Origin of the sequence: Paenibacillus guangzhouensis (assembly GCF_009363075.1) — a bacterium.
GTDB classification, from domain to species: Bacteria; Bacillota; Bacilli; order Paenibacillales; family Paenibacillaceae; genus Paenibacillus_K; species Paenibacillus_K guangzhouensis.
On record NZ_CP045293.1, the window covers coordinates 891,096 to 913,116 of the forward strand.

The following is a 22,021-nucleotide window of genomic DNA, read 5'->3' on the forward strand; positions in this document are numbered from 1 at the left end:
TCATGACGTTTATTAACTAAGAGTAGACCTATGGGGTGATAACCGTGAACCAAGCTCCATCGATTGGCCAAGCCGTGGAAAAGCCCGCAGCAGGTAAAGGGATGAATTGGAAAACAAAGCGTAAGCTGTTTATTTTCGTATTCACAGTACCCACACTATTATTCTTTTGTTTATTCATGATCTATCCGATTGTTCAAGGTTTATATGTTAGTTTCTTTGACTGGTCTGGTGGTTCGGAGACCAAGACGTTCATTGGATTTGATAATTATAAGGAAATGCTGAATGACCCGATCATCGGACATGCAATATACAACGATTACTTTCTCGTATTCTGGAAAGTGATTGGAATCGTTGGCCTAGGGATCTTTTTTGCGGTAGCGGTAACGAGGTTCCGTTTGAAAGGTGCAGGCTTCTTCCGTCAAGTGTTCTTTATTCCGAATATTTTATCGGTCGTCGTCATCGGTGTCCTGTGGAATTATATTTATAACCCGAGTATTGGATTCCTGAACTCGTTCTTATCGTTATTTACGGAGAATAAGGTGGAGATTTCATACCTTGGAGATGAAGCGTATGCGATGTGGTCTTTGTTGCCTCCAGCGATCTGGGCAGGGGTAGGATTCGTTATGGTTCTGCTCGTCGCATCCATTCTCAATATTCCTGCTGAGCTGTACGAGGCAGCGAACTTGGATGGCGCATCGCAGTGGCAGCAGTTCACACGAATTACGATGCCGCTAACGTGGGAGCAGATCAAAGTATCTATCCTATGGGTGGTCATGACGACATTGAACGGCTCGTTCGTTATTGTCTGGATTATGACAGAAGGCGGACCGGATAACGCCACTCAAGTCATGGGCTCCTACTTGTATCAGATGGGCTTCAGACAGTTCCATATGGGTTACGCGTCGGCGATCGGCGCACTGATCCTGGTGCTCTCTCTGATTACGACACTGGCTCTGCAGCGCATTATGCGCCGCGATACGCATGAAATGAGTTAGAACGACTGGCTGTTTCGTTTATGCTTACGAAGTGATTTTCCCTATGGGAAAATCTTTAGGAGGACGCCTATGCACAAAAAAACGCTCGGTTCTTCAATCCTTAGCGCAATCATCTACGTGATTATGATTCTGTGGGCGCTCTGCGTATTGTATCCGCTAGTATGGTCTGTTTTTGGCTCGCTCAAAGATAATCAGCAGTTCCTGCTGAAGATGCCGTGGAGTTTGCCAGAATGGCCGTTATTATGGGAAAACTTCTCGAATGTATGGACCAATTATAATGTTGGAACTTATTTTATGAACTCGCTCATTGTTACCATTGTGAGTACGGTGCTTGCATTGTTGCTATCATCGACGACGGCCTATGTCATCGCACGGTTCAAATTTACAGGGAGTCAGGCGTTATATAATCTGTATCTTGCATCGATGATGATCCCGTTGATTCTGGGGCTTATCCCATTATTCTTCCTACTAACGGATTTGCATCTGAGCAACACGCTAATGGGGTTAATCTTGGTGTACACGGCGATGAACGTCTCCTTCGGGGTATTCGTACTTGTAGGATTCTTCAAGACATTACCCAAAGAGTTAGATGAATCCGCTTCAATTGATGGCTCATCGGATTATGGGGTATTCTTCCGGATTATGCTTCCGTTAGCAAGGCCAGGCTTAATCTCTGTGGGGATTATGAACATACTTAACATTTGGAATGAATACGTCATGGGTACCGTCCTCGTGAATGACCCGTCGAAATACACGTTGCCGATTGGGATCGCTGTGATGCAGGCTGAAATGCAATATCGGACTGAGTGGGGACCGTTGTTCGCAGGGCTGCTCTTATCGATCATTCCAGTGTTAGTTGTGTATTTCATCTTCCAGCGACAAATTACAAGCGGTATGGTAGCGGGTGCGGTTAAGTAACCTGCGATCTTATGGCCACAATAGAAAGGACGTACCAATCAGCAATGATGGTACGTCCTTTTCATTATTCAGAGGCTTCCACGTTTATTTTTTTTACTTCAACCCTGCGAATTCGGTGTTTATCCGCTTTTTTGATCGTAAATAGGAAGTCTTCATATTGCCATTCACCGCCGCGTGATAAATCAGGGTTATGTTCGAACAGCCAGCCGCTAATCGTATCGACATGCTCACTCTCGTAATGGGTGTTCAGGAGATCATTCACTTGAGAGAGAGGGACCATTCCATCAAGGATATAATGATCATCATTGATTTTCTCAACCGGCGCTTGTTCATCCGTATCGAATTCGTCCCGAATCTCACCGACGATTTCTTCCAGAATATCTTCGATCGTAATCATACCCGAAGTACCACCGTACTCGTCGATCAAGATCGCAATATGCGTCCGCTCTTGCTGCATCCGTTTGAGTAAGGTCTTAATCGGAATGGCTTCGGATACCGTCAGTACGTTATGAATCAGAGGTTTGATGTTCGTATCGTCGCATAGATCTTTGTTGACAATGAACTGCTTGGTGTGAATCATCCCGATAATATTGTCTTTGCTACCGGAGATCACAGGGAATCGCGTATATTGCTCGCGTTGGATAATTTTCAGATTCTCTTCCATTGATTGATCCGCATCAAGACAGATCATATCGGTACGAGGGACCATAATTTCACGAGCAAGTAGGTTATCAAAAGCAAATATTTTGCTCACATAGCCGTATTCCGTCGTATTGATTTTACCGCTCTCATAGCTTTCCGACAAAATAATCTGAAGTTCTTGTTCGGAATGGGCTTCATCGTGCTCTTTGGCGGGCTTTAGACCGAACAGACGGACGATCGCGTTCGCAGATCCATTGAACAACCAGATTAATGGGTACATGATTTTATAGAAGTAAATGATCGGACGAGCAGTAAGTAAACTAATCGTCTCTGCTTTACGAATTGCAAATGTTTTCGGCGCCAATTCTCCAAGAACAACGTGGAGGTAGGTCACCAAGAGAAAAGCGATAATGAAAGAAATAATAGACGCTGCGCGGTCTGCAATTCCTAACTGTTCGAATAAGGGATGCAGTAGCTTCTCGACCGTTGGCTCTCCTAACCATCCGAGGCCAAGGGCGGTAATGGTAATACCGAGCTGACAGGCAGATAAGTAACCGTCTAGATTGGACGTCACAATTTTAACAGCCATCGCATTTTTACGACCTTCTAATACGAGCTGGTCGACTCGGCTGGGCCGCAACTTAATCACAGCGAATTCGGTAGCAACGAAGAAGGCTGTTGCGATGATTAGTAATGCGACAAGAAATAGGTTGAGAATAGGCATTAGATTCTCTAAAGTCTCCTTATGGATTTATTTTGTTAATATGAGTTCTTATGAACTTATACTATGAACTAATTATAGAATGTTTAGGCCGCAAGATCAAAGTCGATTTCGGATGCCATTCATCGTTATCCGTCCATTTTGGGGGGTTACATCCATAGAACAGCATCGAATCGCTTATTTAAGCTCGCTTTGACAATCAGAAGCGAAAGTCTTAAGATAAGTTCATATGAACTTATTATGAAGAGGGGATCTCCATGGAGATTTTTACGATAACACGTTTCCAAATGTCTGAGTTGCTGGGCGGTATCGCGTATACAGGCTCCAAATCACCATTAGTTATCTTGCAGCAAGCTTGGGCTAAAACACATACAGCTGAGAAAATGAGCGGTAAAATGCTCGGCGCCTTCGTTGAGACCTCCTTATCGCCTATTTTTGAGAAATTAATCAAAATGACGGCACATAGTTCAGGGTTTTCATTGAATGAAATTATTGCGCTAGGCAATCAGATTGAGTATTCCCACTATTCGATTACATCGGTTCAGAATTGGGTAAAGCGGGATTTTAAAGACCTTATCAGTGTACCAGACCATGGAAAAAAGTATTCCATTGATCAAGCTGCGCTTATATTTATGATTGATGATCTGAAGGCGACACTTGATTTCGATTCGATCCGTAAGTTGCTAACCATTGTGTTTCGTCAATCGGAGACGGGAGAACGCTCTGTTAATCCGCTGCAAATCTACGCCGCATATACATCGATCTTTGAACAGCTGGATAAGAACAATGACCAGGTGTTGGATTTGTCCGGACATGAGAGCGGGAAGAGGAATCAAGATCATATTTTGGAGAATATGATCAAGCAGAAAGCCGATGAATATGCTGCAAGTCTCGTTGAAGTGACTGTAAGGGAGAGAGAAGCGATAAGTAATTTGGTATTCATCGCGATGCTGTCCGTACAGACGTCCTATTTCCAATCGATGGCCAAACGGATCTTCAACGCAACCTTGTTCCTTCAACATATCACGACATAACCGATCGAATGGAAAAACGCCTAGCGCATGATAAGTGCACTAGGCGTTTTGTTTATTCTTTGTAATACACAGCCGATGTTGGTGAGGATTCTCCTGCATCATTGACAGCTGTTACACGGTAATAGCCGGTCACTCCTGTACCGATGTACTCGAAATGCGTCTCAGGTGAAGAAGCAAGAAGGGTGAAGTTCCCGTCTTTCTTATCGCTGTAGTATATCCGATACTCTTTGACAGATGATTTGGCATTGTTCTGCCAAGTTAATTCGAGTCCCATATTCGATGACTTTGCTTTTAATTTGCTAGGCTTAGCGGGTGGACCGGACTGCTCATTGTCTTGTGGATCCGTAGATTCACCACTCGTATTGCCTGATGGATCGGTTGTATTTGGATCCGTTCCCGTGGATGTTCCAGGATCGGTAGTCCCTGAGTCTGGTGTGGCTGGAATACCTGGTAGCCCAGAACTGCCGCCATTGGCAGATACGATTGCGCTTGGTGCAGATTCTTTGCCTGCAACGTCAACAGCCGTCACATAATAACTATACCCGTTACTGCCGGATACGAAGTTCGAGAATCGGGCAGGCTGCCCAGTTAACACTGGTGTAGATGTAACTTGGTATCCGCTGCCGTTCATCGAACGGTATAAGCGATAACCAACAACATCTGCTTCTGAATTCGGAGTGAAGCTGATAATCGCTTTTCCGCCTGAATTCTGAAGCTGTACATTTTGCGGTGCGCTTGGAGCATGACCATCATCCGTTCTCGGATCTGTTTTGGATGGGGCATCAAGATCTGCGTCCTGCGGCAGATACGATTGAATCGATTTCCGGCTGCTGCTTGGCATTCTTGGCAGTGCCTTTTGGATCTCTTCAATCAAGTCCTGAATAGATTTCTCTCGCCGTACGACTACTTTCTCTTGCACCATATCCGAAGGCGTTGCATCTTGCGCGATATAGTTGACGCCGTTGTATGAGATAATCTTCATACTCGTAATCGCGTCATCCCGCTTGGTCGGGATGAATTTCTTATTAAAGATATCGGTTACTAACCGGTTTGCTTGTCTCGTTAAATCTGTTGGCAGCTTACCGCTGAAACCGGATACGGTCATCGACACGATACCGCTCGGTTTCTCGAACGATTTGGTCTGGAACAACTCTGGTCTGATGTCCGTCACTTGGTTCATAATCGTCGCCCAAATTTTGCGCGCACGCATTTTTCCGTCACCCGTTAATGTGTTGATCTGCTCCTCATAGCCAGCCCAGACACCGAGTGTAATATCAGGTGTGAAGCCCATGAACCAGACATCGCCATAGTTCTGTGTCGTACCGGTCTTACCTGCAATCGGAATCTTACCATACTTCTTAAATTCCCCTGTCAGTCGACCAGCTGTCCCGGATGGACCAGCAATGACGGTACGGAGCATATCCTGCATGATGTATGCTGTCTGCTCAGAGAATACAGTCTGTGGGTTATTCTGATGCTGATAGACGATGTTCCCTTTGGTATCTACAATTTTCTGAATGATATAAGCATCATTCAGTACGCCATTATTCGGGATGGTACCATAGGCGTTGGTTAGTTCCTCTACAGATACCCCGTATTTCAGACCTCCGATAACACCCGTTTGCGCATAGTAATCTTCAGGTTGAATGGAGGTTATTCCAAGTTTCTTTACGAATGTCCATGCTTTTTCGATACCGACCTTATCCAAGAATACCTTCAGCGCTGGAAGGTTGAGCGACTGATTCAAGGCTTGCCTCGCTGTGACCAACCCTTTGTAGCGGTTGTTCGCATTCTTCGGAATATGGAAGCCCTTCGTGCCGTCCTTGAGTACGATTGGCGCATCGTCCAGAATCGTGGCTGGCTGAACCGTGCCTTCCTCGATGGCTGGCAGATAGGCGCCGAGCGTCTTCATCGCGGAACCAGGCTGACGAAGCATTTGCGTCGCGTAGTTCATCTGCTCAACATAGTAGTCACGACCTTCGATCATCCCGAGGATTGCGCCTGTTTTATGATCGAGCATGACAGCTGCTGTCTGCTCCATGCCTTTCGTTTTGCTGTCTGGCGAGAAGTTCTTCGGATCGCTGGCGATTTTACGCATTGCGTCGTAGATCTTTTTGTCGATCGTTAGGTAAATTTTGTAGCCGCTGCGAAGCATCTGTTCTCGTGCATCTTGCATGAGCTCCGCATTTTCTTTCTTGCGCAAATCTGCCACCGTCAATGATGGATTCTGCTGGAGCACAAGAGCCTCCGAAGCAGAACGTTCTGCTTCCATCATGAGATACGGGTATGTATTGTAAGCTTTTTGATTCGGCTTCGCGAGGGAAGCTTTAATGTCGAAGCTGAGCGCCTCGTCATATTGTTGTTTGGTAATTTTGGATTCCTCGAGCATTCGGCGCAATACGAGCTTCTGGCGCTCAACGGCCCGTTTGAATCCCTTCTCGTTAAATGCACCTTTACCATTAAATGCAGAGTAGGCGCTAGGCAATTGAGGCAGACCCGCAATGTACGCGGACTGAGCGATATTGAGCTTATTAATCTCGAGATTGAATATGCCTTTCGCAGCCGCCTTGACACCGAAGAGGTTATAGCCTGTCGAACCATTGCCGAATGGGACTTTGTTCAAATAAGCGGTCAAAATCTCATCCTTGGTCAAGAATCGTTCCAAGCGGATCGCAAGGAAAATTTCCTTGACCTTTCGGTTATCGGTACGGTCCAGATTCAGGAATACGCGTCTTGCTAATTGCTGCGTGAGCGTACTTCCTCCCGTCTGAATGTTCTCATTCAATACCCGCTGCTTGACGGCACGAACGACGCCGTTGACGTCAATTCCGATATGATTGTAAAAATTATTGTCTTCAATGGCGAGTACGGCATCGATTATTGGCTGCGGAATATCCTTGAGTGCGATTAATCGCCGGTCCTCGTCGGTTCGCAGTTGTCCTACGAGCGTCCCGTCATTAAAGTATACGAATCCTGTCTCAGAATTCTCGTGTATCTTCTCATCAATGAGTGCGGCAGATCGAACAGGGTCGTCTTTGACGATCGAAGCGACATAGCCTAAGACGGCGCTGCCTCCGAATAACCCTAATGTAAATCCGATAAATAAGAACCATTTCGTAATGCTCCAAGCGATGCGTCCACCGGATCTCTTCTTCGGAGCAGGTTTATCGGATTTTGTCTGCAAATTTTCTTCATCCATGCATTGGCCTCCTTTTAACAGCACTATTATAGCATAAGTGGGGTCCTTTTTGGAAAAGAGATCTATAGATGGAGAGGGGATACAGTGCGAAAAGAAAGTAAAAAAACCCTCGATCCGAGGACCAAGGGTTTTTCGTGTAGTGCAATAATCGATCTTAACGGCTGTAGAACTCGACGATTTGTTTCTCATCGATTTCTTGAGGCAACTCAGCACGCTCTGGCAAACGGATGTATTTACCTTCCATAGCGTTGTCGTTGTACTCAAGGTAACCAGCAAGGTGGTTACGGTTTTCAAGAGCTTCTTTGATCGAAGAAAGACCACGGCTTCTTTCACGAAGGCTGATTACATCGCCAGTGCTAACAAGGTAAGAAGCGATATCTACTTTTTTACCGTTAACTGTGATGTGACCATGGGAAACCAACTGACGAGCGCCTGCACGAGAGTTTGCGAAACCAAGACGATATACGAGGTTGTCCAAACGGCTCTCAAGCAAGACCATGAAGTTTTCACCGGAAATACCTTGCATTTTGGAAGCTTTGTCGAACAAGTTACGGAATTGTTTTTCGTTCAAACCGTACATGTGACGAAGTTTTTGTTTCTCTTGAAGTTGCATACCGTAGTTGCTAACTTTCTTGCGTTGGCCTGGGCCGTGTTGTCCTGGAGGGAAAGGACGTTTCAATTCTTTACCAGTACCGCTCAAGGAAATTCCAAGACGGCGGCTTAATTTAAACTTAGGACCTGTGTAACGTGACATGTATAAAAGACTCCTTTTAAAGTAAAATTTAGTGGGGTCCTTTTGCGCCGAATTTTGCTTCATGTTGTGCAAGTGCATCTTGCATTCAACTCTGACATGAAAAGTTCAGCCGCTGTCCTGTCAGCAACAAAATTCGTGAGGGTGACACAATCGTTACGCCCGTTTATACATCAATACATATTATATGAGATCCTGGCCGAATGTCAAGTTATCCAGCTAGTTCGAAAAGTTTATAGTTCCAAATACCTAAAAATATCTGAAGAACTGCTAGATTACTAGTGCAAAATATATGAAAAAACGTTATGATGAGATTAGGTTTTTCGTTGCAAGGAATTGATGACTTAAAGCGGGTGGTGGGAAACGTATGATTCATAATCTACGAAATGCACAAGTAGAGCTCAAACAACATCATACAGTCCAATGGCCTACCTCACCCTCAGGTATTTACGATGAAAATGAGTTATGGCTGCAACAACAAGATATTGTTAGCAGTGATTATCCATACATCGAACCCCTGATTCAATCAAGCTTCCAGGAGTGGCTGCATGTCATCGCAGATTTTCCAAGTCTTCAATTGGGTAAGTTGGCCATATTCGACTACCAAGGGAAAATGGTTGCTTCAAATCGAAGTGATGACCTGGGAGAACCTGCTTCAGCATGGAATGAACAAGTTGTGCAAGCAACAATATCTACGAAGAAATCTACGGTAGCTGTCTATGAGCATGCAACAATCGCAGTACCGATTCTAAGCCGCAAGGGGCAAGACGTATTCGCCGTTGTGGTCTATCAAATGCCAAGTCATGTGTATGAGTCCAGTATGCTGGATCTGCTTGCCATGGCTGCTTTTACGTTACGAAATAGCTTCTATCGTCGATTTGAGCATATATTTATCCGCGATCTCATGCAGCTCCAGAATTATACAGATCGTGAAGCGCGGAAGAAAACCGTATTTTTTAATGTGGTTCAACGGATCCATGGGAAATTCGACGTTGATTCCGTACTTAGCGAAGTGATCGAGAGTATTTTATTTCTGTATCCCTCGGCAAGTATGGAATTATACATCTCATCCGATCATCGCAGTGCGAACGAACATGTCAAACCGCTTATTCTTCATAATTTCACGGATGATTTGTGCGTACGTGCTTTTATGGAAGGCCGGATGATTCAAGAGACTTCTTCGGAGGATTCTGAGACCGAACACGTCAACATTGCCGTACCTCTAAGCGGTAAGCAAGGTGTATACGGTGTATTGTTCATCAGTCTAGAGATGCATTTGCTGGAGGATCTTGATTTTCAGTTGATCACAATGCTCGCAGATACGGCCGGTACAGCTTTCGAGAACGCGAAGTTGTACGAGCAGTCGAACATGCTTATTCGCGAGCTGCGCCTGATTAATGAGTTAACGAAGCAGCTGAATCAGAGTCTGCGCTTGAGCGAAGTTTTTGATTTTGCGTTGAACGAGCTCTTGCATATTTTCAAGGCGGAATTTTGCTCTATTCTTCAATTGGATGGGGAGAAGAGCTTTTTCAAAGTGATGTCCAGCAATGTCGATGTGATTTCCAAGCAAATTTACTCTACAGATTACGGATTCAGCGGTCTGGTGTACGCAACGAAAGAACCGCTCATCCTGCTCGATTATAAAATGTTCAGTAAGGTTCGTTCTGATTTCATGGAGGAGACGGACTCTCGGTCCTTGATGGCCGTTCCACTCGTTATTAATAATGAAGTGAATGGCGCGATCCTGCTGGCCCATAGCGATGCGAACTATTTCTCTTATGACAACTTCAAGTTATTTCAAGTGTTGTCTACGCATATTGGCCTTGCGATTGCGAATGCTTCCCTGCATGCCAAAGTGCAGCGTATGGCGAATCATGATAATTTGACCGGACTTTACGCAAGACATTATTTGGATGACAGGGTGCACCAGAAGCAGAAAATTGATTTCTGCGGTTCACTCATCGTGGTGGATATCGATCATTTTAAGCAGATTAACGATACGTACGGTCACCAGATTGGAGACAAAATTCTACGGCAGGTTTGTGAGATTATCCGTTCATCGATTCGCGATTCGGATATTGCGGCGAGATGGGGCGGTGAAGAACTCGCGATCTATCTTCCGCAGCTATCGAAGTCACAAGCGTCGCGCGTAGCGGAACGTATCCGAGCACGCGTTGAAGTCGAGACGAATCCCGGTGTGACGGTATCTTGCGGCATATCGGAGTGGAACTGGGATGATGACAAGATCAGTGTAGAGCTGCTCTTCTATAAGGCAGATATGGCACTGTACGAGTCGAAGAATAATGGCCGTAATCGTATTACGATGGATTAATAGGAAGTATCCTTCTAGTTGGGAAGGGTACTTTTTTTATGCCAGGCTCCTTTGCGCATAACTTCGATGGTTCAGGAAACGCTATAAGGCGACTACGGACTTAGGGAAAGGAGCGTAAACATTGTCTAGAGGATGGACGTGGAATCGATGGTTGCGTATGCTGTCTTGCTGTCTAGCTGCTGGTTTGCTCATGAGTACGGTGGGGTGTTATACGATTGAGTCTAAGAAGAACCCGAATGAATTGTACCAATTGGCTCTATCCGGTCTGTCGGGGACAGATAATTTTACGTTTCGCGGACAATCGTTTATCTATGGAAATAACAGAGCGCTTATTCGTGAACCCATCCAATATCACGGAACGGTAAAAGCACATCAGTTACAGGGCTTTCAAATGTCAATGGCGAACAAGCAAGTGACGTCATTTGCTGACCGATGGAATCCGCTGCGGCAGCTTGAAGAGATTAAAAATTTAGCGAAAACGATGGAGATTGATGGGACGGCTTCGAACCGAACGCATATCGTCATGCGGATGAGATTAGCACCAGAAGCAGGAAAGATGCTGCTAACCCAGAATCTTAATGATGAGATGCGTAAGTTGGAAGAGCAGAAAATTCAAGTGCAAAATCTTCATTCGCTAACTGACGCTGATCGTTCGAAGCTGCAGTCAGAGCTCGGGCAAATTTTATCCACGGGTTATAATAAATTACAAAAAATGACAAGTGATATGCAGGTTGACTCGAAATATACCTTATGGATCAATCGTTCAACACTCCTGCCCTCGAAACTGTATTCCAAGACCAAAACGAACTATCATCTGAATGGTGTGCCACGGGAAGAAGTCGTTGTGACGGAATCCAAATTTGATGGCTACCAATGAATTTACGTTTAGATTTGACCATGGTACAATAACTGCATGCAATAAATCTATACATAATCCTGTTGTAAAGCGAGATTAAGGGGAGGTTGACGAAGATGAGAGACGCAAGAATCGAGAAGTTAGCTCAGAATTTGGTAGGCTATTCTGTCGATGTACAACCAGGCGAGAATGTGCTTATCGAAATGATCGGTACGGAGCGCGACCTGTTAAAGTGCATTATTGAGGAAGTAGCTAAACGCGGTGGACACCCATTTGTTGAGCTAACAGATCGCACCGTGCTTCGCGCGATGCTGATGAACACGAACGAAGAGCACTTGAAAACGTGGATGGAGTATGACCTTGCTCGGATGCAGAAAATGGATTGCTACATTGGTATCCGCGCAGGTGAGAATGTGAATGACCTGTCGGATGTACCAGAGAACAATCTGAAGCTCTATAATTCGATTTACAGCCATCCGATTCATTCCGAGGAACGGGTGAAGAGAACGAAGTGGGTTGTTCTTCGTTATCCGAATGCGGCTATGGCACAACTCGCGAACACAAGTACAGAAGCGTTCGAAGACTTCTACTTTAACGTCTGTAATCTAGACTACGCGAAGATGGATCGTGCACAAGATGCGCTTCAAGCATTAATGCTGAAGACAGACAAGGTTCGCATTGTATCGCCAGGGACAGATCTAACGTTCTCCATCAAAGATATCGGCGCTGAGAAATGTTCGGGTCAGAAGAATATACCGGATGGCGAAGTATACACGGCTCCTGTTCGTGATTCCGTTAACGGAACGCTTCAATATAACACACCAACGGTATACAACGGTATTTCGTTCGAGAATGTATTTTTCCGGTTCGAGAACGGGAAGATTGTCGAAGCGAAGTCGAATGACACAGCGAAATTGAATTCGATTCTGGATACAGATGAAGGCTCCCGTTACATTGGCGAGTTCGCGATTGGCTTCAACCCTTATATTTTGACACCGATGAAAGACATCCTGTTCGATGAGAAAATCGCGGGCAGCTTGCATTTCACACCGGGTCAAGCGTATGATGTTGCGGATAACGGCAATCGTTCCGCGGTTCACTGGGATCTCGTGTTGATTCAGCGTCCAGAGTATGGCGGCGGAGAGATCTATTTCGATGATGTTCTGATCCGTAAAGACGGCATTTTCGTAATTCCTGAACTAGAACCGCTTAATCCGGAGAACTTGAAATAGCACCCTGAGAATTTTATGGTTGCGTTTCCACAGAGGATCAAGGTATCATGAAATTGTAAAAAAATTCGTACTAGACGGAGGTCGTTCCCATGTCTAACAACACAGCTATCGTAGAGATTTCTCAAACAGCAAGTAAATTCCGTTCTTCGATCGTACTTCAAGCAGAGCACAAGTATATCGACGTTAAAAGTATTCTCGGTCTTTTCACAACTCTTGTGAACAGTCATGCTTACGAACTTCACGTTCATGGTCCGGATGAAGAAGAAGCAAGAGCTGCAATGAAAGAAGTATTCGAGAAACACGGTTTGCAAGTAACCGTTGTCTAATTGTGACATGTTCATGAAAAAAGCGTGCCTTCCGTTATGAAGGGCGCTTTTTTTCTATATTTTCTTGTGTAATAGCTCATAATCGCTTAATATTAGGATTAGCAGTATTTGATTTTCGGGCATAGAGGGGGGAGTTACATGTCTTCATCAGATTTCATGGAACAATTGAATCTAAGAGCTTTGTCTCTGCTTCAGGGAGATGCAGATAAAATCGAGAAACTTATTGAAGTTCAGATGGAGAATCTGGCAACCCGCAAGTGTCCTCTGTATGAGGAAGTGCTTGATACGCAAATGTACGGATTCTCGCGTGAGGTTGATTTTGCCGTTCGTGCAGGGCTGATTGACGAAGCAGTAGGTAAAGAGATTCTCAGCAAGCTTGAGCGGAACTTAGCAGTCTTATACGAGGCGTTAAATGTAAAAGGGTAGCTTCCATTATGGAGAGCTACCTTTTTTTTGTATATTGGATAAGTTCTCGATCTCGCCTCAATTAGACGAGGAAGAAGGCGACACCCAGGATAATATAGACGAGCATGAGAAGGAAGCCTTCGTACCAGTTGGTCTTGCCATCCTGTGTGATGGACTTGGCGATGATGACAGACACGCCAATCGCTACAAGCTCGATCGTCGTGAAGACAAAATCCATTGGATTCCCGAATAGGAAGCTGACAAATACGAGAACGGGCGCAACGAATAACGCAATTTGAAGGCTGCTGCCGACAGCGATTTCGACGGAAGTACCGATCTTGTTCTTAAGCGCCATCATGACAGCGGCACTATGTTCAGCAGCATTGCCGACGATCGCGATGACGAAGGCACCAATGAAGAGTTCCGTGAAGCCGAATTGAGCTGAAAATTCATGTAACGTTCCTACAAGCCATTCACTCACTAACGCGACCATGACGGTTGCAATCACGAGGAACAGAATAGATGTGGATTTAGACCAAGCAGGCTCTTCATGATGGTCTGGCTCCATCTCCTCTTGATCGGACAGCACATTCTTATGCGTGACCATGGAGAAGTACAGCCAAAATATATACGCCACAATGAGGACACCAGCAACGATTAAGCTGAGGGTGTTCGTCTCTTCATGGGTGATCACCTTCGTACCCGCGAACATGGCAGGAATGAACAAGGCTGCGATTGCCATCAACATAAGGGTACCATTATGTCCAGCAAGCGACACGTTGAATCGCTGCTCTTTAAATTTCAGTCCGCCAGCAAAAAGACTAAGTCCAAGGACGAGCAGCAGGTTACCGATAATGGCCCCGGTTAAGCTGGCCTTTACCATATCGAACAAGCCTTCTTTGATCAGGAAAATAGCAATGATCAGCTCTGCAGCATTCCCGAAGGTCGCGTTCAGAAATCCTCCCAGCCGCTGTCCTGCATAGTGTGCAACGCTCTCTGTAGCTTTACCGAGGAATCCCGCGACGAAAATAATTGATACCGCTGAGATAATAAATTGAATGGTTGAATTCATCCCGGCATAATGAGCAAGCCCGCTCAATATAAATGTGATAATCAACGCACCGTAAAATAACTTCTGTTTCAAACGTTCCACACCTCGATAATTTTTTTCTCTAACTATAAACCAATTTATTCCTGAAGTAAACCTTACGAATCCGTAATTTGCTTTCGGTCAACAAAGGCATTAAACTATGATTATTATGGTTATTGAAAGGAGAGGACAAGTCCATGACAGAAGAACTAGTACAATCGGGTGTTATTCGAATTTCTGATGATGTCGTATCTACCATTGCGGGGCTTGCAGCACTCGAGACGCCAGGCATTAGTGCCATGTCGGGAGGAATCTCGGAAGGCTGGGCGAAGCGATTAACGGGGAAAAATGCGCAGAAAGGCGTGATCGTCGAAGTAGGTCAGCTGGAAGCAGCAATTGATCTGCGAGTGATCGTCGTGTATGGATCAGCGATCCACCAAGTATGCCGTGATCTTCAACAGAACGTGCGCGAAGCGGTAGAGAACATGACCGGCCTTCATGTCGTAGAAGTGAATGTGAAGGTGGAAGGGGTAACCTTCCAAGAGGAAGAACAGCAATTGAAAGAAGAGACTCAGAAACTGAAATGATCCAGTCCATAAGACACATATGATGACGAACGCAGATAGTAATGACGTCGACATAACCTGAAAAGACTCCGAAGAGATACGACCTCTCGGAGTCTTTATTGTTGTTAGAGTGTGATGCGGCGATTTTTCGTAACTTTTGTGCTCGTATCTGGAGGCCGATTGGCTTCTCGCGAGATACTGAGCAATATCCCGATACTGCCGAGCATCATGAAGAGGGAGGACCCTCCGTAACTGATAAAGGGCAGCGTTACACCAGTAATCGGGATGGTCTGAGAGACTCCGCCGATGTTGATGAACGTCTGAACGGCGATCAATCCCATGATGCCGACCCCCACGAGCGTTCCGTAGCGATCTGGGCAGCGCAAGGAGACGATCAATCCCCGCCAAATGAAGTAAAGGTAGAAGAGCAAGAACAGCGCACTTCCGATAAATCCAAATTCCTCACCAATGACGGCAAAAATAAAATCATTGTAGGGGTATGGGAGATAGTGCAGCTTCTGAATGCTCTGTCCAAAGCCGGCCCCCGTTAATCCCCCATGACCTAATGCCTTGAGTGAATTAATCAGGTGGAAGCCTGTCCCTTGCGGATCTTGCCAGGGGTCGAGGAAGGACGTGAGCCGTCCTACACGATATCCACCGCTCGAGCCTCCGTTAATTAAGAAATTAATCCCCATTACGATACTGGCGCCGACGGCAAGAACAGCGATACAGGCGAAGATATGCTTCAAATTCGCTCCGCCTGCAATAATGATGATACCGGAACACGCCACTAGGATCAGACAAGAACCTAAATCCGGCTGAAGCATGATTAATCCGGCGACAAACCCGACAATGAGCATGACGGGAAAGAAGCCCTTCTTGAAATCGCGGAATGTCTCACCTTTCTTGGAGATGAGCGCCGCGAGATATAGAATCGTTGTAATCTTAGCAAGTTCTGTCGGCTGTACCCCGAGGGAACCGATCCCAAACCAACTGCGAGCTCCGTTACGGCTCTCACCGACGTAAGGTACGAGTGCGAGTAATATGATGGTCAGTATGAAGAACGGAATAAACAGCTTCTTATATTTCTCATATCGTATATTCATGGCAATCATCATTGCGAAGAACCCAAGACCTGCCCACATTAACTGCTTCTTGACAAAGAATAAGGAATCGTAATGGTAGTTCTTGTTGATGACTGCAATGCTGGAGCTGGCGCTAAAGACCATAACAAGTCCGAAGCCAACAAGCAGAACCGTGAGAATTAATAACTGAAAATCCGGCGCACCTCGTCGTTTTGTTTGAGATTGTTTATCTTTCATCTGATCGTCCGATTAGGCTTCGAGATTACGTTTAAGCTGCTCGATTTTCTGTTCGGCCGCACTGACGAACGACGCTGGAATTGGCGTTTCATAATCAAGACCATGAGGGAAGGTTGTTATGCCCATATATACCGCTTCAATGGCAAGAATCGCGTCTGGATTCTCTAGTTTTCCCTCGACTGCACGTGTATTGATACGTAAGTAATATTCTTTGTTATTTTTTTTATCTTCCATTTTGAAATCGTATGTAGCGCGTGTGTATTCCCACTGCCAACGAACAAAACCTAATTTTTCTGCTGTTTCATCTAAATAGGCCAAGTCGCTTTTGAGACCGATTAAGCCTGAATTTTCAAATATCATCGTTAAATATCCTCCTTAAGTTGACTAAGCCTCCAAAATTAATTCAATATTCATGATAGTATGTTTCCTAATGATACGCAAGCCTTCCCTTCGAAGAGTTGGGTGAAAATGGTTATGAACTTTTTGTGAAATTTAGGTAGACAATCGGTCTCGAATTGAGGAAAATGATAGAAATAAACAAGGAAACCATGGGATAGTTGATTATATACATATCAGGGAGGGTTGTTTGCATGGAGATACGATTTCATGAAGAGGTATTATTGAATATCTTTACATCTATGGTAGAGTGGCGTAGATATTTGCATATGAACCCTGAACTTTCTTATAAAGAAGCTAAAACTGCGCAGTTCGTAGCTGAACGACTCAGCGCATGGGGTATTGAGGTAAAGACGGGTGTCGGCGGGCATGGCGTTGTCGGCACGCTCCGCGGAGATCTTCCTGGCAAGACGGTGGCACTGCGGGCGGATATGGATGCGCTGCCGATTCAAGATGAGAAGACGTGTGACTATGCTTCAACAGTATCCGGTGTGATGCATGCTTGCGGGCACGATGGACATACATCCACATTGCTCGGAATTGCAAGTTACTACAGTCAGCATCGGGACATGATTCGCGGTGAGCTGCGGTTTATTTTTCAGCCAGCGGAAGAGACTTGTCCAGGCGGCGCGATTCAGATGATTGAAGCGGGTGTGCTCGAGGGCGTCGATGTCATATATGGCGTTCATCTCTGGACACCGATTGCAGTAGGGAAGACGGCGAGTGTCGCAGGGCCGCTATGGGCAGCAGCAGATGAATTCTTCATTGAGATTGAAGGGCGTGGCGGACATGGCGGCGTACCCCATGTGACGGTTGATAGTGTGCTCGTCGGGGCGGCTCTCGTTATGAATCTGCAGACGATCGTTAGCCGTTCGGTGGATCCGCTTGATTCGGCAGTGGTCACCGTGGGGTCGATGCAAGCGGGGACGATGCAGAATATCATTGCGGAACGATGCTCGATCATGGGGACGGCTCGAACTTTTAATGATGCAACACGCAGCTTGATTCGGCGTAGGATTGAGACGATTGTCGAGCAGACCTGTGCGATGTATGGCGCGAATGTGCATCTCAATTACATGATGGGATATCCGCCGCTTGTGAATGATGCAGTAGAAACAGAGCGTTATCAACGCGTCGCGACACAAATATTCGGTGAAGAGCAGACGATGGTAGCGCCTAAAATGATGCCTGCAGAAGATTTTGCTTATTATTTGCAGCGTGTGCCGGGATGCTTCATTCTGGTCGGCGCCGGCAACGAGGAGAAGGGGATGCATTATCCGCATCATCATCCACGCTTTGATTTCGACGAACAGGCCATGTATACTGCGGCCAAATTATTAATTCATCTTGCTGCGGACGCGATGATCCATGAATGAACCAGGGCTCAATTGGAAAAAATGTAGACGAATATGAGATAATGCATAGGATACGGCTTGCGCTGCAAGCCGTTTTTCGTTAGTTGTTCGGAAGGAGGGCTCGAATTGATGCATGATCAGACCAATCGGCCATGTATTGTTCAATCAGATTTAACGGTGCTATTGGAGACGGAGCATCCATCATCTCAGGAAGCGAAGGAACTGCTATTTCATATTGCAGAGCTGCTCAAAAGCCCTGCAAATATACATACATATCGAATGACTTCATTATCTTTATGGAACGCTGCATCAACGGGAATGACACCAGATGTGGTGATCCAAGAATTAAGACGATTCGCCAAATGGGATGTTCCAGCCAAAGTACAACAGCAAATCAAGCTCTGGATGGGACGATACGGCAGCTTAAAGCTGGAGTTGTACGACGAAGAATTAAGGCTGTGTGCAGCGGACGAGACAATTATCGATGAATTTATTGCGGAGCGAAGTCTTCAGCCGTACATCGAAGCGCGGTTGGATTCGATGACGGTTCAGCTTAAGCGACATGCCCGAGGACTAATGAAACAGGAATTAACGCGTCTTGGCTATCCTGTCCTAGATGCCATAGGCTTTCATGAAGGGAAGGCATTGCCTATCGGGTTCAATCGGGGTGATGTAGGAGGCTGCATGTTTGCGCTGCGACCTTATCAGGAACAGGCCGTGCAGGCGTTTAAAGGTGAAATCGGAGGCGGTTATGGAGGCAGCGGCGTTGTTGTATTGCCTTGTGGTGCCGGGAAGACGGTTGTTGGAATGGCTGTCATGGAACAATTTCAATGTGAGACGCTCATTCTGACGACGAATGTGACATCCGTACAGCAGTGGAAAGCGGAGATTATGAGCAAGACATCACTTAAAGAAGAAGACATTGGCGAGTATACGGGTTCAACGAAAGTCGTTAAACCTGTGACAATCGCAACCTATCAAATTTTGACCCATCGGAAGCAGAAAGGCGATCCATTTGTGCATATGCAATTGTTCCAAGAGCGCGATTGGGGGCTTATCGTCTATGATGAAGTGCATTTGCTTCCAGCACCGGTATTTCGGGCAACAGCGGATATTCAAGCAACACGCAGGCTTGGACTGACTGCAACCTTGGTCCGTGAAGATGGATGTGAGAAGGATGTCTTCTCACTCATTGGCCCGAAACGATATGAATTGCCGTGGAAAGAATTGGAGCAACAAGGATGGATAGCTACCGTACATTGTTGTGAGATACGTGTGCCACTCAATACACCGCATCTCGAACAATACTGGCGAGCGGATGCCAAGAGTAAATTCCGAATCGCTGGGGAGAATCCTGCCAAGATGGATGTGATCCATGAGCTGCTTAAGCGTCATGAAGGAAAGCCTACATTAATAATAGGGCAATACCTGGATCAACTGGCGGACATTGCAGCCGAGCTTCAAGCCCCGTTGATGACTGGAACGACACCGCAAGGAAAGCGTCAGGAGCTCTATGATGGGTTTAAACGCGGAGAGATTCCGCTGCTCGTCGTCTCTAAAATTGCGAACTTTGCAGTCGATTTGCCTGATGCTGCTGTTGCGATTCAAGTGTCTGGTAGTTATGGATCGAGGCAAGAAGAGGCGCAGCGCTTAGGACGTATTCTAAGGCCCAAAGCAGGAGATAATACCGCGTATTTCTATACGATCGTATCGAGTGATACGAAAGAGCAGGAATTCGCGCTTAAACGACAATTGTTCCTTGTGGAGCAAGGATATTTGTATGACATTCAGAATGTATCCAGTATGGCGAAGGAGGCAGCGGCAACGTGAATACGCAGGAGATTGCATCCAAATTATCGGAATCGGATCTGCATACGTATCAACCAGCATTAGAGGCTGCACGAAGCCATGCTGCTTTATCGTTCCTATTGGAGCAGCTCCCTCAGATAGCGCTTGAGACGCTGGATGTTATTTTAAAACAGGTCGGCACGCAATCCTTCGAACTGCCGCAGCTTACGAAGCTTGCAGGAACGACGGTGAGCGGCGCGTCACTGCGCGTAGGCGTGCACGAATTACGGCGGCATGGGTTGATCTATGCGGTTCGCAAGGCGTGGGGAGATCAATTGTTTTTTATTCCGACAGATTTATATGCGCCGCTGCAGCATCTTCGGTTGCCGCTTGAGCTGCAGCCTGTTCATGTGAATCCTTCGGATCTTACAATGACTCATGAAGCTGGAAGAGGGCTCGCATATGAATTATTCTACATGCTGGCAACCATTGCGAAGAACGGCGCTCCACTCACGGCTAAAGGGACATTGCATAAGAATCATATCCAGAAAATGCTGACTTCACTCCAGATCACCGTTCGTGATCTCGTTCCGCTTCAATTGCAATATCCCCATCCAGATACGTTGCCATCTTCCATAGCATTGGTGCTCGACTGTGGGTTCCGCTTCGGGTTGCTGCGCAAAACGCCAGAAGCTTATGAACTTGAGCATGACAAGCTGTTCCTATGGCTGTCGCAGCCTCAGATTACGATGCAGCAGCGACTATGGCAGCTATGGCTCACCGTTCAACCTTTCCCCGAGAGATGGATCCAACAATGCATGGTTGCGATGGCGTGCGCATCCTATGAACTGGATGCTTGGTACACGGTAAGTTCGTTCTCCGGCTGGATCGAACGGCATCGTATCGATGCGAAGAAATACAGCTCTCGGCAAGAAATTGAGGATTTGATCCAAGATTGGCTGGCTGTCCTGTGTGCTTTTGGTTGGGCAGAGCTTAGTACCGCACACGATGGGGAACGTTTATTTCGATATACGCTTCCGTCAGGGCTGGAGCGAATACCTTATGCTGATTATGAATTACAAGATGAGTATAAGCCGCTGATGGACGGGAAGTTCTATGTACAGCCTGATCTGGAGATTATTGTGCCGCCCGATGTCTCTTTCCTTACGCGATGGGAATTGGAATGCTGTGCGGATTTGATTCGTTCAGACCAGGTTGCTGTGTATCGATTAACCAAAGATAGCTATATGCGAGCTGTCGATCAAGGACGTTCAGTACAAGATCTGATTGATTTTCTGGGACAAAAGTCCTTATCTGGTCTCCCGGAATCGGTCAGAGCCACCTTAGAGCATTGGCGACAACAATATGGCAGAGTCTATTTATCAGAAGTTGTGCTGCTTCGGTGCGAAGATGCGGAAATGGCCCAGCGTATCCAGGGGATGGCGCAGCTTTTGCCACAGATTATCCCCATTGGCGCGTTTGATTTCATCGTTCCATCCGATCAAGTGGATGCGCTTCGATCGACGCTTGATAAAGCCGGGATTACGCCAAGAAGGCAAATCGAGTCCTCTGCGAATACGGAGTCGATGACGAAGATTGGATTTGCACGATTTAATCGCGTGACGAGTGATGTTATGGGGAGTGGTGAAGGCGAGGACGAATCACTTCAATTATTAAATCAAGGGTATATTTATACCCAGCAGAACGTTCAATATTATGATCTGGATACTTCCCTACCTTCAAGGGAAGAACTCTTCCCGGAAATTGCCCGAATCTCTCCGATGTGGCTGCAACAATTGCGTGCATATCATACGTCTACCATGAAAGAGATTATCGAACGTGCAATGGCATGGCAGACCTACATCAGGCTGGGGAATAAGACGGAATCGATTGTCATATTACCGCACCAAGTATGGTTGAACGGAGGCGCATGGCACCTGAAGGGATTTATCGCTGGACAAGCAGATCGCGGCGTCCAAGAGGTCTCTAGTGATACATGGGATCAGATTCAACTCATTCTACCAACAATAAACTAAATTTAAGGTTCATTGCAGATCATTTCATGGTATGATAGAGAAGAGCGATAAATTTAA

At 46.0% G+C, this 22,021-nt stretch carries 18 protein-coding genes; 12 read left to right on the forward strand and 6 right to left on the reverse strand.

Annotated features, from left to right (window positions below):
* The first annotated feature begins 101 nt into the window (after positions 1–101).
* Both GCU39_RS03785 and GCU39_RS03790 read left to right on the forward strand, forming a co-directional pair.
* The gene (locus tag GCU39_RS03785; RefSeq protein ID WP_152397075.1) at positions 102–995 is read left to right on the forward strand and encodes a carbohydrate ABC transporter permease; all 894 of its coding nucleotides are present in this window, start codon (positions 102–104) and stop codon (positions 993–995) included.
* A 69-nt stretch (positions 996–1,064) separates the two neighbouring features.
* On the forward strand, positions 1,065–1,913 hold the full coding sequence (locus GCU39_RS03790; RefSeq protein WP_152392286.1) for a carbohydrate ABC transporter permease: 849 nt from the start codon (positions 1,065–1,067) through the stop codon (positions 1,911–1,913).
* A gap of 64 nt (positions 1,914–1,977) precedes the next feature.
* Here GCU39_RS03790 and GCU39_RS03795 read toward each other — a convergent pair whose 3' ends face one another.
* On the reverse strand, positions 1,978–3,279 hold the full coding sequence (locus GCU39_RS03795; protein WP_152392287.1) for a hemolysin family protein: 1,302 nt from the start codon (positions 3,277–3,279) through the stop codon (positions 1,978–1,980).
* A gap of 254 nt (positions 3,280–3,533) precedes the next feature.
* On the opposite strand from GCU39_RS03795, the gene GCU39_RS03800 reads away from it, so the two are divergent.
* Positions 3,534–4,310, forward strand: coding sequence for a DUF1836 domain-containing protein (locus GCU39_RS03800; protein WP_152392288.1), 777 nt, complete (start codon positions 3,534–3,536; stop codon positions 4,308–4,310).
* A gap of 52 nt (positions 4,311–4,362) precedes the next feature.
* Here GCU39_RS03800 and GCU39_RS03805 read toward each other — a convergent pair whose 3' ends face one another.
* Both GCU39_RS03805 and rpsD read right to left on the reverse strand, forming a co-directional pair.
* Positions 4,363–7,509, reverse strand: coding sequence for a transglycosylase domain-containing protein (locus GCU39_RS03805; RefSeq protein WP_152392289.1), 3,147 nt, complete (start codon positions 7,507–7,509; stop codon positions 4,363–4,365).
* Positions 7,510–7,663: 154 nt separating this feature from the next.
* Positions 7,664–8,263 (reverse strand): 30S ribosomal protein S4, encoded by a 600-nt coding sequence (gene rpsD / locus GCU39_RS03810; RefSeq protein ID WP_152392290.1) that lies wholly within the window; start codon positions 8,261–8,263, stop codon positions 7,664–7,666.
* 364 nt (positions 8,264–8,627) lie between these two features.
* Here rpsD and GCU39_RS03815 point away from each other — a divergent pair, with 364 nt between their 5' ends.
* From GCU39_RS03815 to GCU39_RS03835, 5 genes are all read left to right on the forward strand, one after another.
* Positions 8,628–10,592, forward strand: a complete 1,965-nt coding sequence (locus GCU39_RS03815; RefSeq protein WP_152392291.1) for a diguanylate cyclase domain-containing protein — start codon at positions 8,628–8,630, stop codon at positions 10,590–10,592.
* Positions 10,593–10,713: 121 nt separating this feature from the next.
* On the forward strand, positions 10,714–11,469 hold the full coding sequence (locus GCU39_RS03820) for a hypothetical protein (protein ID WP_152392292.1): 756 nt from the start codon (positions 10,714–10,716) through the stop codon (positions 11,467–11,469).
* A 95-nt stretch (positions 11,470–11,564) separates the two neighbouring features.
* On the forward strand, positions 11,565–12,680 hold the full coding sequence (locus GCU39_RS03825; RefSeq protein WP_152392293.1) for an aminopeptidase: 1,116 nt from the start codon (positions 11,565–11,567) through the stop codon (positions 12,678–12,680).
* A gap of 89 nt (positions 12,681–12,769) precedes the next feature.
* A complete protein-coding gene (locus GCU39_RS03830; protein WP_152392294.1) occupies positions 12,770–13,006 on the forward strand; it encodes an HPr family phosphocarrier protein in 237 nt (78 codons plus the stop codon).
* Positions 13,007–13,144: 138 nt separating this feature from the next.
* Entirely contained in the window at positions 13,145–13,432 is a 288-nt protein-coding gene (locus tag GCU39_RS03835) for an Fpa/YlaN family protein (protein ID WP_152392295.1), read from the forward strand.
* 61 nt (positions 13,433–13,493) lie between these two features.
* Here the strand turns inward: GCU39_RS03835 and cax are convergent, their stop codons facing one another.
* Positions 13,494–14,555, reverse strand: a complete 1,062-nt coding sequence (cax, locus tag GCU39_RS03840; protein ID WP_152392296.1) for a calcium/proton exchanger — start codon at positions 14,553–14,555, stop codon at positions 13,494–13,496.
* A 143-nt stretch (positions 14,556–14,698) separates the two neighbouring features.
* Between cax and GCU39_RS03845 the strand changes: the two genes are divergently transcribed.
* A complete protein-coding gene (locus GCU39_RS03845; protein WP_152392297.1) occupies positions 14,699–15,088 on the forward strand; it encodes an Asp23/Gls24 family envelope stress response protein in 390 nt (129 codons plus the stop codon).
* A gap of 104 nt (positions 15,089–15,192) precedes the next feature.
* Here GCU39_RS03845 and ftsW read toward each other — a convergent pair whose 3' ends face one another.
* Together ftsW and GCU39_RS03855 are read right to left on the reverse strand one after the other, a co-directional pair.
* Positions 15,193–16,389: a putative lipid II flippase FtsW gene (gene ftsW, locus GCU39_RS03850; RefSeq protein ID WP_152392298.1), complete on the reverse strand. Its 1,197-nt coding sequence runs from the start codon at positions 16,387–16,389 to the stop codon at positions 15,193–15,195.
* 12 nt (positions 16,390–16,401) lie between these two features.
* Positions 16,402–16,749, reverse strand: a complete 348-nt coding sequence (locus GCU39_RS03855; RefSeq protein WP_152392299.1) for a YugN family protein — start codon at positions 16,747–16,749, stop codon at positions 16,402–16,404.
* Positions 16,750–16,979: 230 nt separating this feature from the next.
* Between GCU39_RS03855 and GCU39_RS03860 the strand changes: the two genes are divergently transcribed.
* The 3 genes from GCU39_RS03860 to GCU39_RS03870 all read left to right on the forward strand — a co-directional run bounded on the left by GCU39_RS03860 (position 16,980) and on the right by GCU39_RS03870 (position 21,964).
* Positions 16,980–18,161, forward strand: coding sequence for an amidohydrolase (locus tag GCU39_RS03860; protein ID WP_152392300.1), 1,182 nt, complete (start codon positions 16,980–16,982; stop codon positions 18,159–18,161).
* 108 nt (positions 18,162–18,269) lie between these two features.
* Positions 18,270–19,970 carry a DNA repair helicase XPB gene (locus GCU39_RS03865; RefSeq protein WP_152392301.1) on the forward strand — a complete coding sequence of 567 codons (1,701 nt, stop codon included), beginning with the start codon at positions 18,270–18,272 and terminating at the stop codon, positions 19,968–19,970.
* The gene (locus GCU39_RS03870; RefSeq protein WP_152392302.1) at positions 19,967–21,964 is read left to right on the forward strand and encodes a helicase-associated domain-containing protein; all 1,998 of its coding nucleotides are present in this window, start codon (positions 19,967–19,969) and stop codon (positions 21,962–21,964) included. Before GCU39_RS03865 ends, GCU39_RS03870 begins: the two co-directional genes overlap by 4 nt.
* Positions 21,965–22,021 lie beyond the last annotated feature (57 nt).

Excerpts from the sequence above, each read along its gene's own strand:
- GCU39_RS03790 (WP_152392286.1), top strand. The coding sequence starts at position 1,065 with ATGCACAAAAAAACGCTCGGTTCTTCAATCCTTAGCGCAATCATCTAC.
- GCU39_RS03865 (WP_152392301.1), top strand. The coding sequence starts at position 18,270 with ATGCATGATCAGACCAATCGGCCATGTATTGTTCAATCAGATTTAACG.
- GCU39_RS03800 (WP_152392288.1), top strand. The coding sequence starts at position 3,534 with ATGGAGATTTTTACGATAACACGTTTCCAAATGTCTGAGTTGCTGGGC.
- GCU39_RS03845 (WP_152392297.1), top strand. The coding sequence starts at position 14,699 with ATGACAGAAGAACTAGTACAATCGGGTGTTATTCGAATTTCTGATGAT.
- GCU39_RS03860 (WP_152392300.1), top strand. The coding sequence starts at position 16,980 with ATGGAGATACGATTTCATGAAGAGGTATTATTGAATATCTTTACATCT.
- GCU39_RS03835 (WP_152392295.1), top strand. The coding sequence starts at position 13,145 with ATGTCTTCATCAGATTTCATGGAACAATTGAATCTAAGAGCTTTGTCT.
- GCU39_RS03825 (WP_152392293.1), top strand. The coding sequence starts at position 11,565 with ATGAGAGACGCAAGAATCGAGAAGTTAGCTCAGAATTTGGTAGGCTAT.
- GCU39_RS03785 (WP_152397075.1), top strand. The coding sequence starts at position 102 with ATGAATTGGAAAACAAAGCGTAAGCTGTTTATTTTCGTATTCACAGTA.
- GCU39_RS03830 (WP_152392294.1), top strand. The coding sequence starts at position 12,770 with ATGTCTAACAACACAGCTATCGTAGAGATTTCTCAAACAGCAAGTAAA.
- rpsD (WP_152392290.1), bottom strand. The coding sequence starts at position 8,263 with ATGTCACGTTACACAGGTCCTAAGTTTAAATTAAGCCGCCGTCTTGGA.
- ftsW (WP_152392298.1), bottom strand. The coding sequence starts at position 16,389 with ATGAAAGATAAACAATCTCAAACAAAACGACGAGGTGCGCCGGATTTT.
- GCU39_RS03855 (WP_152392299.1), bottom strand. The coding sequence starts at position 16,749 with ATGATATTTGAAAATTCAGGCTTAATCGGTCTCAAAAGCGACTTGGCC.
- GCU39_RS03795 (WP_152392287.1), bottom strand. The coding sequence starts at position 3,279 with ATGCCTATTCTCAACCTATTTCTTGTCGCATTACTAATCATCGCAACA.
- GCU39_RS03815 (WP_152392291.1), top strand. The coding sequence starts at position 8,628 with ATGATTCATAATCTACGAAATGCACAAGTAGAGCTCAAACAACATCAT.
- GCU39_RS03805 (WP_152392289.1), bottom strand. The coding sequence starts at position 7,509 with ATGGATGAAGAAAATTTGCAGACAAAATCCGATAAACCTGCTCCGAAG.